Raw genomic sequence first — 16,097 nt, forward strand, 5'->3', positions numbered from 1 at the left:
TGACTCTATTGTACCGAACTTCAAGTTCATCCACAAAAAAAGAGCAGGTGCGCTGATTCACACATCTGCTCTTTATTTGCGTTTACGGCTGTTCTTCATCAAGGTCATTCGCCGGGAATGACGCAGCCAGGAATAATAGGATTTCAGATCACGCAGCTCGATCGTCTCCGACATCCGGCCAAGAAAGGTAACAATGATCATACGGTGCAGCGGATTCCCAATCAGATCCCGCTCATGCTCCAGTTCCGAAAATTCGGCGACGACAACCAGATCATCATCAATCAGATACACATCCTGTTCATTGCGATAATAAGGCACCATCCGGTTCTGTTTCAGACATTCCCACATCCAGGCCCCAATTTCGTCATGAGGCGTGTTATCTCCGTTCAACCGTTCCTCGTATCGCTGACGGGCATGCTTGGTAATGACGATATCGGCAATCTTCTTATCGTTTAGTGTAATATAAAACGGCTCGTAGGTGCTCCAACGCTCTGTGCCTTTGTTGCGCATGGACAATCACTCTCCCACCAAATGGGTCTTTATATCTATGTTTATATCTATGTATATATACCCAACATATTACATCATTCCTCAATTCGGCACAAGTTCATATCTTTTCTAGATATGAATCATTCATGAACAAAAGAAAAAAGCGGCTGCTGAGCCGCTTTTCCACATCTTAATATTAAACTCCATAGAACTGTGTCTTATCCGGAATTTTGCTGCTGTATTCTTTCTTGATCTCGTTACGGTAGGAACGTTCAATCTTCCGTACATAGGACAATCTTCGAATATTCTTGGCTGTTTCCTCAGCGCGGTCTGCGTTGACGTACATGACGACATACTGCATGCGGCGGGAAATATAATGTACACTTCCGTACTTCTCCAAATTTCTTGCAGCCTTGATATCACTCACCCATATAATAAACCCTGTTCGTTCCGCCAACATTCCCGCTCGCCTCGCTCTCTTATCGTTACTGCTGATTCAACCGCACTGACAACCGCCGCCGCTGCCGCAGCCTTTCTTCGGAAGTGGATCATTGCTCGGCACCTTTATGCTCTCTGACACAGAGAAGGCGATCTTCTCGGACATTTGGTGCAGCAATTCATCCAGACTTCGCTCGGCCAGTTTAAAGCGTGTTACTTCCTCAATGGCCTCAAGCCGGGCTTCTACCTCCGCAACCTGCTCCTTCGCTTCATGGTAGTTCGGGTGCAAATGACCGAATCTCTCCGTTTCCTCGAACAGTTCCTTCTTCCCCTGAAGTTCCCTGACCAGTCCCTGGATATCCGGGTTGTTCTCTACAGCCTGCTTCCAATATAGGTAGTCCGCCACTTCGACAGACGCATTAATCATATCGCCTAAATCATAGGCATAGGTGAGCACCTCGGCCATATCGACCGTGTTTAATTCCGATACGCTCATGAACTCATCCCGTTTCTTTAATAGATTTATTGTCCCTTACCAAGGGGCAACTTCCCTTATCATATCATATCGGTATGAGCTTAAGAAGGGGGAAAAGAGGTGAGATCTTTCACAAGCTGCGCGAATTCGGCATGGCAGGCAGCAGGATCCGGAGCTCCTGCCAATCTCCATCCCCCAGTTCGACACGGACCGGAATCTTCTGTTCGAGTTCGTACAGCTCTCCCTCGATGATCCAGGGATCACGCTGAACTGTCAGCGGTATAAACTTTCGATTTTGACCATTCTTCCGGATTTCCAACGCTGCCCGCCAGCCTAACGCAGTTTCTACGATTTGTCTGGAGGTCGAAGCGTGATAACCTCGCAGTTCACTGGTCCAGGATCGCGGAATGAGCTGTATCCCTGGAAAAAGACTTTCCCCGTCAGGAACCTCATCATCCAGCTCCAAGAAACCATACTCTCTCATGCCGCCTATCAAACCGGCACGCGGTAAAAAAGAACCTTCCATACGCTGATGCCCCTTAAAACGCTGCAAGTCACCTTGCAAAACAGAGGGAGCATTAAGCTCTTCAGGTTTAACCACAGTTTTTGAAGGAGCCGACAGCGCCGCTTCCCGCCCCCATAACATGACCGCATCGACCACATGCTCCGGTATACCCGTTACCGCATGACGCCCAAGCAACGTAAGAATCTTTTCAACCCCGAAACCGGCATAAGTGGCAGAAGTGACAGATGTTTTGCTGAGGCGGTAAACCATCATTCGATCACCTGCCACGTAGTCAGCACAACGACACAGTTCCCACAGCACCTGATAAGGCGTTTCCGGAGGCACCAGAATTTCATAGTCCGGCTGAACATATAAACCGCCTTCAAGTGACGAGGGATATTCCTCTTGGAAAGGCATGTTCATCAGACAACAGCCCGACACTCTGAAGCGGACCAGAAGACTGCCATCTCCGGACTGGCCGCAATCTGCCCAGCCTGCACCCGCCAAAAACTGCACCCATGTAGCAGCGGCCTTGTTCACCATGCCCAGCCGTTCCTGCTTCACCATCCCGGCAGATGTCATCTCACGAAGCAGCGCATCCAGATCCAGCCAGGAATGGACCGGAACATCACAACGACACAGCAAAGCACGAAAATGCTGGTGATCGGATTCCTGGTTTCCGTATCGCTGCATCACATGCTGAAACAGCAGTGCATTCATATGGTCTTCCGAAAGATGAAGCCACTCGAGCACGCTGTCCATATTCAGTACAAGTCGGCCGGGAAGCTGAATGACAAGCCCTAAAGCCAGTGTAAGGTCAATCAGCACGGCGACGGCGGGCGTATACACCTCAGCATGTGTATGGTGAAGTCCCAACCCTTGGGCATCCTCGTTTCGGAGTCCCGTGTCCAGGGCTTCCAGCTTGGTGATCTGCCTTTTGTGTACCGTCCCTTTCGTCGTCAAGGTGAGTCCCTCTTGTTGGTGCATGTAGACCAGAACGTGAAAGAGATCCTTTGCAAGCCCAACCCCGGCCTCGCGTTTCAATATCGGAGCATCTATCTGATCCCAATGTGGCGGGAGCCGGAAAAACAGATCCTGCAGCTTTAAGAGAACTTCTTCCGAGATAAAAAACAGCCGCTCATCCCAGTTGTTTTTTACCGTGTGGATCATACACCATGCCCTTAATTCGATAAATGCCGCCATTACCTCCGCACCGCTGAGCGGTGGTATCTTTAACATCACCAGAGCATCCTCATCAAACGGCTGGCCTGCGAAAGCCTTCCAGATCGCCTGCAGCACTGCCCGAGCATTTCCTTCCGGGATATGGATGGTATTCTTATCCGGCATACCTGCATCATCACCGTGCTTCTTCATACTCATCTACGAATCCGCCTGTCCGTAAACATCGGCATGCATACGGTACTCATACCCTTGTTCAATTAAAAAGAGCCGGCGGCGGAGTGCAAAGTCCTCCTCCCGGCTGTCCCGGGTGACTAAAGCATAGAAGCAGGCACGTGTGCCGCCTGTTTTGGGACGCAGGATGCGCCCGAGGCGCTGGGCTTCCTCTTGTCTGGAGCCGAAGCTTCCGGACACCTCGATTGCAACAGACGCATCCGGTAAATCCACCGCAAAATTGGCTACCTTGGATACGACAAGCGCTGAAATTTCACCCTGCCGGAATGCGTCATACAGCCGGTTTCGCTGTTTCTGCGGCATACCGCCATAGATAAGCGGGATATCCAGCTTTTCGGAGATATCCTTCAGCTGTTCAACATATTGTCCGATGACCAGGACCTGCTTATCAGAGTGACGCTGCATCAGCTGCTTGATCAGTTCCAGCTTTAATGGATTTTCCGAAGCCAGCCTGTATTGCTCCCGTTTTCCGGCAAGCCGGTACTTCTCCTTCATAGCATCGGGCATCCATACTTTCATCTCGATACAGTCCACGGATGCAATCCATCCCATCTTCTCAAGGCTTTTCCATGGCATCTCATAACATTTGGGTCCGATCAGGGAGAATACGTCATGCTCCCTTCCATCTTCCCGGACTAAAGTTGCCGTTAACCCCAGCCTGCGGGTAGCCTGTATATCAGCTGTGGCTCTGAAGACTGGTGCTGGAAGCAGATGAACCTCATCGTAAATAATAAGACCCCAGCTGCGTTCATTGAATAACCCCATATGGCATGGGCCATCCTCTTTACTGCGCCGGTGAGTCAGGATCTGATAGGTGGCCACCGTAACCGCTTTGACCTCTTTGCACTGACCGGTATATTCACCGACATCTCCTGCATCCAGTGAAGTTTTGGTACACAACTCGTTAATCCACTGACGGACTGAAGTCGTATTGGATGTCAATATTAACGTTTCACACTGCAGCTTATGAATGGCAGCCATGCCAATTACCGTCTTGCCGGCCCCGCAGGGCAGAACCAGTACCCCGCTCCCGCCTTGGCCGCCATGATTGAGAAATCCATTTACCGCGTCCTGTTGATAATCCCGCAGCTGAAATTTCACCGACGCAGTGCCTTCGGAACTGCCTTCCCCCGCCCAGCCAACATTCAAATATTGTCCGTCCTGGTAGCCGGCTTGATCCAGCACAGGATAACCCAGCCGGGTCAGCTCCTGCTTCAGCATGCCTCTGCATCCTGCCGGCAGTTGTGCCGAGATGCCGGAGATGAAATGCAGACCGAACGGCTTCAATGAGATCTTCTGCTGGAGGTCTTCCATCATCTTGGCCGATTCAGCAACCAGCATGAGTTGCCCCTCCTCCTGTGGATGCTTGATCAAACGCAGCTGTCCGTAACGGGAGACAAGACATTCCACCTCCTGCAGAAGAGATAATGGCACTTCCCATCTGGAAAGAGATTGAAGGCTGCTGCTTATGTTTTCTGAAGTCCAGCCGGCAGACGCCGCATTCCAGAGTGATAACGGAGTCATCCTGTATGTATGAAAAGAGCTTGGACTCTTCACCAGTTCGCTGTATTGCGAAATCTGTCCCCGGGCTTCTTCAAAACGGGTATGATGGACGTCCAGCAGAATACTGCGGTCCCGCTGCACAATGCAAGGTTTGTTGTCATTCATGACAGGCTTAAGCCCCTTCCTGGTTCATCAGATCTTATACAGACCTTTAGTCTCCATAAAAAAAGGGAAGCCCCTTCCCCGCAGCAATGCGGGTGTGAACTTCCCCAGATCCTATGATTTCCAAACCTCACGCTTTCCATGCATTTAGCTGCGGTTGATATGCTCCTGCGCATGTTCATCCTGATAGGCTTCAACCATCTGAACCATCAGATTCAGACCGTTCAGCATGGCATCCTCATCAAAATCAAATTTCGGATGATGATGCGGATACACAGCCCCTTTCGCTTCATTGCCTGCCCCGACAAACATGAAACATCCTGGAATCTCCTGCAAATAGTATGCGAAATCTTCGGCAGGCATGATCTTTGGCGATACCTGAACATGCTCCTCGCCAAATACCGACGGAGCCGTCCGGAAGAACCGCTCTGCTTCCACCGCATCATTCACAACGGCCGGGTACCCGGACAAATAATCAATGACTGCTTGTGTTCCGTAACCTTCCGCGGCTGCCTTCGCCATACTCTCAATCCGTCTGCGAATCAAATCTCTTGTGTCCTCATCAAATGTCCGAACCGTCCCGGTGATCCGGCAGCGGTCAGCCACGACATTCTGAGCCGAACCTCCCTGAATCGTCCCCACGGTCACAACAGCAGGCTGCAGCGGATCCACTGAACGGCTGACAATACTTTGCATCTGGGTCACCAGTGATGCTGCCGCCAGCACCGCATCTGCTGTAACATGCGGCATCCCTCCGTGGCCTCCCCGGCCAATAATATCGATAAAAAACTCATCCGCGGCTGCCATAACCGGACCCGCCGTGCTGGCAGCTGTACCGATAGGCATCGGTGTCCACAAGTGCAGACCGTATATCACGTCCGCCCCTTCCAAAGCGCCGGCCTGAATCATGCCGATCGCACCGCCCGGGCACACTTCCTCTGCAGGCTGAAACATAAACCGGATCTCCCCGCGCACCCGTTCCCGGATGGACATGTAGTAAGCCGCGGCGGCGAGCAGAATGGACGTATGACCATCATGACCGCAGGCATGCATGGCCCCGTCAACGGTTGACTTGTACTCACATTCCTTCTCATCCCGGATCGGCAGCGCATCCATGTCTGCGCGAAGCACCACCGTTTTTCCAGGCATGCTGCCCTTAAGAACGGCCATTACACCATGCCCGCTCATGCCTGTTCTGACCTCATATCCCAAGTCTTCCAGAACAGATGCTACAAATCCAGAGGTTTTCACCTCCTGATAGGAAACCTCAGGATGCATATGTAAATAACGCCGCCATTCTACCATTTGCGGAAACCATAACTCCAGATCAGCTGTTCTGTTCATATTTGCTTCATTCCTTCCCGTGTCCTGATCTTCCTCTCGCTTTCTTCATTTGAAATACATTGTATCAGAAAACAGGAAGGCCTTACACTTTAAAATGAAGGTGAAGGTCACACACCCCCTTGTCGAAACCCGCAAGATATAAGTCCTAAAGTCACTTCAGGCGCTATTCGGCGGGCTTGCACAAGTCAGTGAAACATACTATCATATTTAAAGACCTTTGTAGGGACTAATTAAGGGGGTTTAAAAACGCCATGATTTTTGAAAATACAGGCTTGGACGGCTTAAAGAGTGATTTGGCTTATCTGGATGAGAGCGCCGAGAAGGTAGGCTTCGTCCGCTGGCAGTGGGAATATTACCGTGCTACATATGATTTCAAGATCGAAGACAAGAAAACGGAAGCGGAATATTACCTCCGCATCAATACGCGTGCAATTGAAGGCAAGCTGGAAAAGCCGGATACCGTTCTTCAGATTGAAGCTGTTTATCTGGGCAAGGCTACCTTTCCGCACGGACTGGATTATACGGGTTCTCCTCCGCAGCCTGTTCTGAATATCGCGAACAAAAAACTGCAGGAGCTGAAAACGCTTCTCGAAGCGTAAAGCACTCATTCTATGAAAAATACGAAACCACAGCCGAAGAGAGGGACGCCGGATTTTCAACTGTTGATCCTTACCCTGCTGTTGGTGGGATTCGGTTTAATTATGGTGTTCAGCTCGAGCTCAAGTCTCACCGTCGTCAGTGAAAAGTTCAGCTATGACGCGCTGTATTTTACCAAGCGCCAGCTCATTTTCGCCGCACTTGGCACTTTCGTCATGCTGATTGCCATGAACATCAATTACAAAGTTTATCGCAAGCTTTTTTTTCCTGTGTTTTTTCTTACTCTAATCCTTCTGGTGCTGGTCGTTGTGATTGGCCGGACTACCAATGGTGCAGCAAGCTGGTTTAACCTCGCAAACGGTAAACTAGGCATTCAGCCTACCGAGCTGGCCAAGATTGCCACCATTGGATATCTCGCAGCACTCATTACGAAAAAAGGAGAGCGGATCCGTCAGTGGAAGGGCGGATTTTTTCCGGTCCTGATTATCGTAGGCATTGTAGCCGGATTGATCATGCTGCAGCCGGATTTGGGGTCCACCTTTATCCTTGTGGCCACCTGCGGACTGATCATTTATGCCGGCGGTGCCAGCCTGAAGCATATTACGGTATGTATTTCGCTCGTTGCGCTCGGACTTGCGATGACTATCGGTGTAGGCTCCCTGTTTAGTGTCATCTCCGGTGGAGAATCGCAAGCAGCAGGCAACTACAAGATGGGTCGGATCGAAGCTTTCCTGAATCCGTTCCAGGATCAGTCAGGAACCGGATACAATCTGGTCCAGTCCCTGATTGCTATCGGCCAGGGCGGCGTCGGCGGTGCGGGTTATGGCGAAGGTGTTCAAAAGCTGCATTACCTGCCAAATCCATACAACGACTTTATTTTCGCCGTCATTGGAGAAGAGTTCGGCTTCATCGGAACAGCACTGTTCCTGCTCCTCTACCTGTACTTCATATGGAGGGGGATCATCGTTTCTCTAAGGTGCAGCGATCCTTTTGGAACGCTCACAGGAATAGGTATCATGGGACTGATTGCCATTCAGGCTTTCGTCAATATTGGCGGGGTCACGAATACAATTCCGATCACAGGAGTAACCCTTCCGTTTATCAGCTATGGAGGTTCATCCCTGCTGGTCATGATGCTGTCCATCGGCATCCTGCTGAGCATTTCAAGAGACAGCAACAGGCCGCAGAAGGAAGAACAGGTCAAATCCATCATTAAAAAAGACTACCGGGCAGCCCGGTAGTCTTTTTTCTGATTCCGTGTGGAGCAGTAATGCTGTCATGATCGCTGCTCTTTACTTCGCTCGACTTGAGAAATCTTCAATTTCATCATCTTTAAATGCTACGCCTTCCACCTTAACATTAACTTCAACGACACGCAGGCCTGTCATGCTCTCAACCGCCTCGCGCACGTTTTGCTGAAGCATGCGGCATACTTCATGTATAGGTGTTTCATAGAGGACGATAATGCGAAGGTCGATCGCTGCTTCCAGCTGGCCGACTTCTACCGTTACCCCTTTTTGCACATTCTTTCCGCTAAGTCTCTTGGCCCAGCCCTCGGACAGCCCTCCTGACATTGCAGCAATACCAGGTGTCTCCAAAGCCGCCATGCCGGCAATTTTCGATACGACATCATTCGAAATCCGAATTAATCCATTATCCAGTTGAAGTTGTTCCGCCATGCCAAAATCCCCCTTCACCCTCATTATCCGTATTGTAAATCCTAACAGGCCTAAAAAGCAAATTCCGGCATATGAAAAAAGTTTACTACCTGGATTCTTTTGGGTATATTGAGTTAGTACTTCATTATTTACATATCAATAAGGCAGGTGTGCACCTTGAAAAAATGGATAAGTCCCGCATTACTGATCATCACCTTCCTGCTGAGTGCTTTAGGGCACTTTTTAGGTTGGAACTTTACGCTCCAGTTTATACTGTCGGCTATTTCTGTCATTTTCGTCGCCGGTTTTCTAGGAAAAGCGACCGAAAGTGTAGCCCATTACGCCGGACAGCGCCTTGGCGGGTTTCTGAACGCCACGTTCGGCAATGCAGCGGAGCTGATCATCGCTATCCTGCTTGTCCAGCAGGGGTTGTTTGACATGGTAAAGGCGAGCATCACCGGATCAATTATCGGTAATCTGCTGCTCGTGTTAGGCCTAAGTCTGTTCGCAGGCGGCCTGAAGTTCAAAGTTCAGAAGTATAATGTAAGCCTGGCTGGGCTGAATGGTTCATTAATGGTGCTTGGCATCATCGCATTGTTCATTCCTGCCGTATTTCTGAACACACACTCCATTACAGAGTCAGACACCAAGTTTCTCAGTCTGGTTGTCGCAGGGATTCTGATTTTCGCCTATCTGGCCTGGCTGCTGTTCTCGATGGTTACCCATAAAAACTATCTGGCCGATGTCAGTCATAAAGATGAGGAACTGCCGCATGAACATGGGCCTCAATGGTCCAAAGGACGCTCCATTCTTTATCTGGTAATCGCTACAGTCATGGTAGCACTGGTCAGTGAATGGCTGGTTGGGGTGCTGGAACCTGTCAGCGAAGAGTATGGGCTCAGCGAACTGTTTGTGGGTGCTTTCGTGGTAGCTATTGTCGGTAATGCCGCAGAGCACAGTGCCGCGATCATGCTTGCCATGAAAAACAAAATCGGCGCAGCTGTAGAAATTGCTGTAGGCAGCAGCCTGCAGATTGCTTTATTCGTGGCTCCGGTGCTCGTATTTGTCAGCTACTTCTCCGGCAACACGATGGATATTGTATTTACAACCATCGAGCTTGTCGCGATTGGTGTGGCCGTATTCATTGCCAAGTCGATCACCCAGGATGGCGAGACGAACTGGTACGAGGGCCTGATGCTGCTGGCTGTTTATGTTATACTCGGTGTTTCCTTTTATCTCGTTTGATGCATTCATAAAATGTCCATCCTATCCATTCAAAAAACGCATGCACGGTTAAACCGTGCATGCGCTTCTATGTATCGCCTGTCCATAGACAGGCTACTCTGCTTGGTTCATCGCCTCATACAGAAGGGCCAGATTTCGCTCTAGTTTACTGAGAAGCTGCTTGCCTGTCACTTCCGACAATAGTCCGGCTCTGACCGCAAAATCAACCTCTCTCGAAAATCCGTACATTTGAGTATCCAGCACTTCCTCATAGAGAGGGCAGTAACGGGTTGCCAGATTCTCCATCTGTACTTCTATGAGCTTTTGAATTTTATCCGCATCTTCGTGTAGAAGACTGATCGCTTTAAGATTCAGCTGTTCCTGCAAATCAGATGAAGTCATGATCTTCCCCCCTATGTCAAAATCACAGCACACTACTATCTCTAATATTAGACGAAAAGTCATGTCAATACAAGGACCAGTTCCACCGCTTACAGATGATACGGGGGCGGTACCAAAAAACATCCCCCCTTTAAAAAAGGAAGGATGTTCTTTCGGACCCGCAACGCTTAGTCAGCAATGACGTTCACGTTCAGACCATGTTTACTAAATACCTCAATCATTGCTTTCTTCGCTTCTTCTGCATCAGGGCCGTGAACATGCAGTTCATAGCTCTTGTGACTTACCAATGTCGTGAATAACCCCAGGATGCTTTTGACGTCGATGTACTTGTTCTCTGTCTGCAGTACGATGGATGAAGAAAATTGACCTGCAGTTTGAGCGATTTCGACAACGCTTGCATTGTTGTTATTGGACATAGGAATCCCTCCGTATCTTTAGGTGGAATCAATGGTTTTATTGCTTCTCCATGATACATTGAATCCGTTTTCTTTTGCAACCTATTTCGGATTATTTGAGACTTTCGGGATTCAAGCCCTCCAGCTCCGGAGTGACAAATAAGCCGTCTTTGCGGATCAGAATATCGTCGAAATAGATCTCTCCGCCGCCATATTCCGGACGCTGGATCAGTACCAGATCCCAATGGATAGAAGAACGATTGCCGTTATCTGTAACATCATATGCTTGACCTGGCGTAAAATGAAGGCTTCCTGCTATTTTTTCATCAAACAAAATATCTTTCATAGGATGCAGGATGTAAGGATTAAATCCGATCGCGAACTCTCCGATATAGCGGGCACCTTCATCAGAATCCAGAATTTCGTTCAGCCGTGCGGTATCGCTTCCTGTGGCTTCCACAATCTTTCCGTTTTCAAAACGGAACGTGATGTTCTCGAATGTAACACCGTTATACAGTGTCGGCGTGTTGTAGGAAATTGTGCCGTTCACGGAATCCCGCACTGGAGCCGTATATACTTCACCGTCAGGGATGTTTTTCTGGCCAGAGCATTTTTCTGCCCCAATGCCTTTAATCGAAAAGCTGAGGTCTGTGCCTTCCCCGGTAATGCGGACTTTATCGGTCTTTCTCATCAATTCAGCAAGCGGATCCTGCGCACGGTCCATTTTGGAATAATCCAAATTGCAGACATCAAAGTAGAAGTCTTCAAACGCCTCTGTACTCGTGTTTGCAAGCTGAGCCATACTTGCATTCGGATAGCGCAGAACGACCCATTTCGTACGCTTCACGCGCTCCTCGCTATGTACCGGGTGAGAATATACCGAATTGTACAGCTTCATATTTTGTTCAGGCACATCGGACAGATCATTGACATTCTCACCTGCACGAATACCAATATAACAATCCATCTGCTTCATACGGGCAAGATCCAGCTCGGCCCAGATCGAGAGCTGTTCCTTGGATGCATGCTTCAGCATCGCCCGTTGTACCGTTTTATCCGTTAATTGAACAAAAGGGCGTCCTCCCTTTCTGCCTACCTCTTCCACGATCGCGTTCAGCAAATCACGCTCGGAGCCGATCATTTCGATCAGTACATTTTCACCCGGCTGCATATCGACAGAATACCCCACCAGATTTTCCGCTAATTTTTGAATTCTTGGGTCACGCATGTCTATTCCTCCTCTGGTTGTGTTGAGTTAACCGCTTTATCCCCATTCAATTGAACATCGGTTAATTTTATTCTCATATTGTAGCACGCTGGCCCTGCTTCGTCAGCCGAAGCTTTACCTTATTGTGCATAACGAATAAAGCGTACTTCAGACAACGATCGTTCATCCCTGTTCACGCCAGAGAAGTCATCGTATCTCATACGAATTTCAGAAGTAAGACGCTCTGGCAGAGAACTGGCCTCGTTTATCGTGATATGATACAGGACGGAGATCTTACTCTGCTCCAGCAGCTTCTTCATGGCCTGGTCTTCTTTCTCCCAAATCGCTGTCAATCTTTCTCTGGCCTTTTTGTCCCTGGTATAAAGATCCCCTTCCTGATCCTCAAACCGCTGCCGGAGCTCAGCCATCTGCTCATTGAGCATATTCACAGCTAGTGTTCGGGACGCTTCCTCTTTAAGTTGAACACGCAATATTCTCCTGCCTCTCGGGGCCCCGACTTCTTCCGTCACTGTCTTTTCCATGTTGATCATACTTTCCAGCTGCTGAAGCGGATTAAACCCGCTGACCCAGCCCGCTTCAGCATATCCGTCTGCAAGGGGTGCCCAGCGGCCGTCCTGGTATCTTATTTTAGCCTGAAATCCATTCATGGTGCTCCCTGCTGAGGTATAGAGCTCATGATTGGGCACTCTGTCTCGATGGCTTATTTTCATAGTTAGCAGCCTGTGTTTCTGAAGCTCTCCTTCATATTGAACGGTTCGGTTATAGATTCCGGCAGGATCGCTTCGGATACTGCTCTCTCCCTGAAATGTGAGGTTATCCATACCGGCCAGGCCCGCAACCGATATTTCAAGCAGATGGTCAGGGTCTTTCCCAGAGGACATACAGCCTGATAAGCATAGACACATCATGATCGATATCCATTTGGAAAACCTGAATCTAATCATCACGACAGACCCTCCTTCACCATCATATAGAGATTAGGTTTTCCGGCGCATTCTCATTTATGCAAGACAGTGGAAAAGAAGAAGGAGCTGTACCACAGTAGAAAATTCCACTTTGGCTACAGCTCCTCCTCATTTCATGCAGTTAGGACGGTCTATTCGGACGATGACTCCGCCTGTTCGGTCACAATCCGGTTGCGCCCGCTGTTCTTGGCTTCATATAATGCCATATCTGCGCGATAAAACAATGATTCTACACTAATTCGTTCATGCGTCCAGTTCCATTCTGATACACCGCAGGATACCGTTACAAGAGGGTCTGTTTCCTGTTCTACCCTCTGGCGAATCCGCTCCCCGACTTGAAGAGCCGCCTCTATATTCAAGCCTGGTAAATAAACGGCCAGTTCTTCCCCTCCCCATCTTGCAGCAATATCGGTTTGACGAATGGAGGATTTAACAATGCTGCTGACCTGTTTTAGTATTTTATCCCCGATCTGGTGTCCATACGTGTCGTTAACGCGCTTGAAGTGATCGATATCGACAACAATCAGGGATCCGCAGAAATCCCGGCTCTGACATTGCTGAATGGCTTCATCCAGATAATGACGGGCATACAGCTCGGTCAGCATATCCCGGTTGGCCATCCGCCTCACCTCGGCATGCAGTGACGCATTGCCAACCGCAAGACCGAGATGGCTGGACAGGGTCTGCAGCAGACGGTAGTCATCATAAGAGAAATAATGTTTCTTTCGATGAGTCATTAAAATAACACCACGTGTAATGCCGTTCACGATCAGCGTAGTTGCTATTAGAGAATTGGAGCCTGTTGATTCCATCAGTTTCGACTCCGCCGGGCGTTCTTCGGAATAGTCGGCTAATATAAGCGGCTCTTTGGTCTGAAACACGTATCCGCCTACACCATATTCCTTCGGAAAAACCTCTTTGGCCAGCCAAGGCGCATTGCAAGTGGTAACCTCCAGGGCGCCTAATTCCTCATTCATACTAAGAATGCAGCAGTAATCGGCACGAAGAATCTTCCGCAGCTCCTGGTTGGCAAATTGATAAATATCTGTCAGATTCAAGCTTTTGCTCAAGCTTTGAGTAAGCTCATTGATCATACGAAGCTCATGGATCATGACGTTCGACTGCTCGTACAATTTGGCATTCTCAAACGCAGTACCTCCTGCATCTGCCATCATTTCGAGCAGCTCCAGATCGATCTCCGGCAGGTGTTCACGAGGGATTTTGAGATGAAGCACCCCGTACACCCCTTGTTTTCCGCCTACAGGCACCCCAATCTCGGACTCCGCATCCTTACCTGCTTCGTTGTGAACGATCGTCAATGTCCCTTCCATAAAGGTCCGGACGTAGATCTCTTCCTGCCAGTGGTGCAGCAAAAGCGGTTTAACGAGAGGATGATTGCTCTCATGGTCCTGAGACATGAACAGCTGAACATCTGCGTTCGGATATACACAAAGTACGCTTTCAATGACCTCGTTCAATACGGTATCCACATCAATCCGGGTGTGCATTCGTTTCACATATTGAAATAGAAGAGAACGCCGCCTTGCTTCCTTGGCCGCCTGCTCATAGACTACTTCCAAGTCTGTCACAAAAATCTGCTGGAATCTTCGATAGAAGCTGGATCGGAGTATGATACCCGCAGCCTCGGTCATGAAACGGGCCCGCTCTGTATCCTGGCCTTTCGTTACGCTTACCAGTGCAGCAAAAAAATCGCCGTGCGTTCTGGATAACAAGGGGACTGCACAAACAGTCCTGCCGCCCAGTACATGTTCGCTGCGAACAGCACAAGCACTCCCTGATCCTATGAGATCCGACACAGCGGGATCATCACCTGCAGAAAAATAATCCTGCAGCTGCGGATCTCCCGTAAACCAGGTTCCGTCAGGACGAAGCACAGCCCATTCCCCCGCGATGCTGGATAACAGCCCTGCGCATTCCTCTTTCCAATCTAAGAAGCTCTCTTCTATGATCGGCTGAAGATACGGCAGATCGGAAAGCGTGATGTCCAGCATATGATGCCATCCGCTTCCGGAAACGTAACCCGTGTCCCCCGTCCCAAGGGACGACGCACTCATCAGAGCCGCAGATGTGGAGGAGCTTGCGGATGCTTTCCGTTGTTCTTCTGACATATTGGGCGCTCCTTTGCACCATAATAAGGTCTGTCTAAAGACCCAGATGTAAATAATATGAATTAACGTGTACCCATAAGGCCTAAATGCGCCGCTGACCGCAATCGCAGGTGGATGAATGCTCTAATAATAATCTTATCTTACTCTTTTTTACCTAGATTTGCATTAAGTTTTAAGCATTTTATCCATATTTTTTAGGTCAAAGGTCCTATCGACAAAATAAGACAAAACTTTTCTCTCTTAACCAACTTGACTTTGCATAGTTATTTCATATAATATTTATTGTTGAATAAGAATGCAATGCATTCAATTTTTTTGGGCGGATGATTGTGTCACCCTCACGATATTTGTTGCTGACAGGACAGCGGCTGAACTTTTCTGTCAGATCTTCCGGCACACGGACAGTTTCAAACAAATACGGCGCAAATAGAGCCCTAATGAAACTTAATTACAAAGGAGTCTATATTAAATGGCACGTTACACCGGTCCTAAATTTAAATTGAGCCGTCGTGTGGGTATTTCCCTCAGCGGTACTGGCAAAGAATTGAAACGCCCTTTCCCTCCGGGACAGCATGGTCCTAACCAACGGAGAAAAATGAGCAACTACGGCATGCAGCTTCAGGAAAAACAAAAACTGCGCCACATGTACGGCTTGGGCGAGAAACAATTCCGTACCCTGTTTGATAAAGCACAGAACATGAAAGGTATTGCCGGTGAGAACTTTATGTTCCTGCTGGAAAGCCGTCTGGACAACCTGGTTTATCGTCTGGGCCTGAGCAATTCCCGCGCAGGTGCCCGTCAGCTCGTTGCTCACGGTCATGTTACTGTCAACGGCAAGAAAGTAGACATCGCTTCCTACTCTGTATCTCTGGGAGATGTGATCGGTCTTCGTGAAAGAAGCCGCAGCCTCTCCGCAATCAAGGATGCTTTGGCAAATCGTGTTCATCTTCCAGCTTACGTCGAGTTCGATGAGAACTCCATGGAAGGTAAATTCATTCGTCTGCCAGAACGTTCCGAATTGTCCCAGGATATTGACGAGAAGCAAATCGTCGAATTCTACAACCGTTAAGATTGAAACTGTAATCCTCGGGAGACTCTCCCGGGGATTTTTTAATACATAAAAGCGGATGCACCCAAGTCTTCCTTTCCATGGAAGAAGCTCAGGCGCAT

16 protein-coding genes are annotated in these 16,097 nt (G+C 49.0%); 4 read left to right on the top strand and 12 right to left on the bottom strand.

The window, feature by feature from the left end; genetic code table 11:
* Positions 1-72: 72 nt before the first annotated feature.
* From HII30_RS02540 to HII30_RS02565, 6 genes are all read right to left on the bottom strand, one after another.
* Positions 73-510 carry a hypothetical protein gene (locus HII30_RS02540; RefSeq protein WP_169503364.1) on the bottom strand — a complete coding sequence of 146 codons (438 nt, stop codon included), beginning with the start codon at positions 508-510 and terminating at the stop codon, positions 73-75.
* A gap of 175 nt (positions 511-685) precedes the next feature.
* Positions 686-949, bottom strand: a complete 264-nt coding sequence (locus HII30_RS02545) for a YlbG family protein (protein WP_169503365.1) — start codon at positions 947-949, stop codon at positions 686-688.
* Between the two features lie 36 nt (positions 950-985).
* Complete coding sequence (locus tag HII30_RS02550; protein ID WP_169503366.1) at positions 986-1,423, bottom strand: YlbF/YmcA family competence regulator; 438 nt, start codon at positions 1,421-1,423, stop codon at positions 986-988.
* 109 nt (positions 1,424-1,532) lie between these two features.
* Positions 1,533-3,287 (bottom strand): helicase-associated domain-containing protein, encoded by a 1,755-nt coding sequence (locus HII30_RS02555; RefSeq protein WP_169503367.1) that lies wholly within the window; start codon positions 3,285-3,287, stop codon positions 1,533-1,535.
* Positions 3,288-4,988 (bottom strand): DNA repair helicase XPB, encoded by a 1,701-nt coding sequence (locus HII30_RS02560; RefSeq protein ID WP_169503368.1) that lies wholly within the window; start codon positions 4,986-4,988, stop codon positions 3,288-3,290.
* Positions 4,989-5,132: 144 nt separating this feature from the next.
* Positions 5,133-6,329, bottom strand: coding sequence for a M20 family metallopeptidase (locus HII30_RS02565; RefSeq protein WP_169503369.1), 1,197 nt, complete (start codon positions 6,327-6,329; stop codon positions 5,133-5,135).
* Between the two features lie 251 nt (positions 6,330-6,580).
* Here HII30_RS02565 and HII30_RS02570 point away from each other — a divergent pair, with 251 nt between their 5' ends.
* Positions 6,581-6,928 (top strand): YugN family protein, encoded by a 348-nt coding sequence (locus HII30_RS02570; protein WP_169503370.1) that lies wholly within the window; start codon positions 6,581-6,583, stop codon positions 6,926-6,928.
* Between the two features lie 12 nt (positions 6,929-6,940).
* Positions 6,941-8,167, top strand: coding sequence for a putative lipid II flippase FtsW (gene ftsW / locus HII30_RS02575; protein WP_169503371.1), 1,227 nt, complete (start codon positions 6,941-6,943; stop codon positions 8,165-8,167).
* Positions 8,168-8,218: 51 nt separating this feature from the next.
* On the opposite strand, the gene HII30_RS02580 is transcribed toward ftsW, so the two are convergent.
* A complete protein-coding gene (locus HII30_RS02580; protein ID WP_169503372.1) occupies positions 8,219-8,605 on the bottom strand; it encodes an Asp23/Gls24 family envelope stress response protein in 387 nt (128 codons plus the stop codon).
* 156 nt (positions 8,606-8,761) lie between these two features.
* Here HII30_RS02580 and cax point away from each other — a divergent pair, with 156 nt between their 5' ends.
* Positions 8,762-9,829, top strand: coding sequence for a calcium/proton exchanger (cax, locus tag HII30_RS02585; RefSeq protein ID WP_169503373.1), 1,068 nt, complete (start codon positions 8,762-8,764; stop codon positions 9,827-9,829).
* A gap of 93 nt (positions 9,830-9,922) precedes the next feature.
* Here the strand turns inward: cax and HII30_RS02590 are convergent, their stop codons facing one another.
* The 5 genes from HII30_RS02590 to HII30_RS02610 all read right to left on the bottom strand — a co-directional run bounded on the left by HII30_RS02590 (position 9,923) and on the right by HII30_RS02610 (position 14,927).
* Positions 9,923-10,210: an Fpa/YlaN family protein gene (locus HII30_RS02590; protein WP_169503374.1), complete on the bottom strand. Its 288-nt coding sequence runs from the start codon at positions 10,208-10,210 to the stop codon at positions 9,923-9,925.
* 167 nt (positions 10,211-10,377) lie between these two features.
* A complete protein-coding gene (locus HII30_RS02595; protein WP_169503375.1) occupies positions 10,378-10,626 on the bottom strand; it encodes an HPr family phosphocarrier protein in 249 nt (82 codons plus the stop codon).
* Positions 10,627-10,717: 91 nt separating this feature from the next.
* On the bottom strand, positions 10,718-11,833 hold the full coding sequence (locus tag HII30_RS02600; protein WP_169503376.1) for an aminopeptidase: 1,116 nt from the start codon (positions 11,831-11,833) through the stop codon (positions 10,718-10,720).
* Positions 11,834-11,952: 119 nt separating this feature from the next.
* Complete coding sequence (locus HII30_RS02605) at positions 11,953-12,780, bottom strand: hypothetical protein (RefSeq protein WP_169503377.1); 828 nt, start codon at positions 12,778-12,780, stop codon at positions 11,953-11,955.
* Positions 12,781-12,929: 149 nt separating this feature from the next.
* Positions 12,930-14,927, bottom strand: a complete 1,998-nt coding sequence (locus HII30_RS02610; RefSeq protein ID WP_246245974.1) for a sensor domain-containing diguanylate cyclase — start codon at positions 14,925-14,927, stop codon at positions 12,930-12,932.
* Positions 14,928-15,396: 469 nt separating this feature from the next.
* On the opposite strand from HII30_RS02610, the gene rpsD reads away from it, so the two are divergent.
* The gene (gene rpsD, locus HII30_RS02615; protein ID WP_169503378.1) at positions 15,397-15,996 is read left to right on the top strand and encodes a 30S ribosomal protein S4; all 600 of its coding nucleotides are present in this window, start codon (positions 15,397-15,399) and stop codon (positions 15,994-15,996) included.
* The last annotated feature ends 101 nt before the right edge of the window (positions 15,997-16,097 follow it).

This window comes from Paenibacillus lemnae (genome assembly GCF_012933385.1).
Lineage (GTDB): Bacteria > Bacillota > Bacilli > Paenibacillales > Paenibacillaceae > Paenibacillus_AQ > Paenibacillus_AQ lemnae.

What these genes read in the sequence shown, in the direction of transcription:
- HII30_RS02540 (WP_169503364.1), bottom strand. Translation starts at nt 510, where the DNA reads ATGCGCAACAAAGGCACAGAGCGTTGGAGCACCTACGAGCCGTTTTAT.
- HII30_RS02545 (WP_169503365.1), bottom strand. Translation starts at nt 949, where the DNA reads ATGTTGGCGGAACGAACAGGGTTTATTATATGGGTGAGTGATATCAAG.
- HII30_RS02550 (WP_169503366.1), bottom strand. Translation starts at nt 1,423, where the DNA reads ATGAGCGTATCGGAATTAAACACGGTCGATATGGCCGAGGTGCTCACC.
- HII30_RS02555 (WP_169503367.1), bottom strand. Translation starts at nt 3,287, where the DNA reads ATGAGTATGAAGAAGCACGGTGATGATGCAGGTATGCCGGATAAGAAT.
- HII30_RS02560 (WP_169503368.1), bottom strand. Translation starts at nt 4,988, where the DNA reads ATGAATGACAACAAACCTTGCATTGTGCAGCGGGACCGCAGTATTCTG.
- HII30_RS02565 (WP_169503369.1), bottom strand. Translation starts at nt 6,329, where the DNA reads ATGAACAGAACAGCTGATCTGGAGTTATGGTTTCCGCAAATGGTAGAA.
- HII30_RS02570 (WP_169503370.1), top strand. Translation starts at nt 6,581, where the DNA reads ATGATTTTTGAAAATACAGGCTTGGACGGCTTAAAGAGTGATTTGGCT.
- ftsW (WP_169503371.1), top strand. Translation starts at nt 6,941, where the DNA reads ATGAAAAATACGAAACCACAGCCGAAGAGAGGGACGCCGGATTTTCAA.
- HII30_RS02580 (WP_169503372.1), bottom strand. Translation starts at nt 8,605, where the DNA reads ATGGCGGAACAACTTCAACTGGATAATGGATTAATTCGGATTTCGAAT.
- HII30_RS02590 (WP_169503374.1), bottom strand. Translation starts at nt 10,210, where the DNA reads ATGACTTCATCTGATTTGCAGGAACAGCTGAATCTTAAAGCGATCAGT.
- HII30_RS02595 (WP_169503375.1), bottom strand. Translation starts at nt 10,626, where the DNA reads ATGTCCAATAACAACAATGCAAGCGTTGTCGAAATCGCTCAAACTGCA.
- HII30_RS02600 (WP_169503376.1), bottom strand. Translation starts at nt 11,833, where the DNA reads ATGCGTGACCCAAGAATTCAAAAATTAGCGGAAAATCTGGTGGGGTAT.
- HII30_RS02610 (WP_246245974.1), bottom strand. Translation starts at nt 14,927, where the DNA reads ATGTCAGAAGAACAACGGAAAGCATCCGCAAGCTCCTCCACATCTGCG.
- rpsD (WP_169503378.1), top strand. Translation starts at nt 15,397, where the DNA reads ATGGCACGTTACACCGGTCCTAAATTTAAATTGAGCCGTCGTGTGGGT.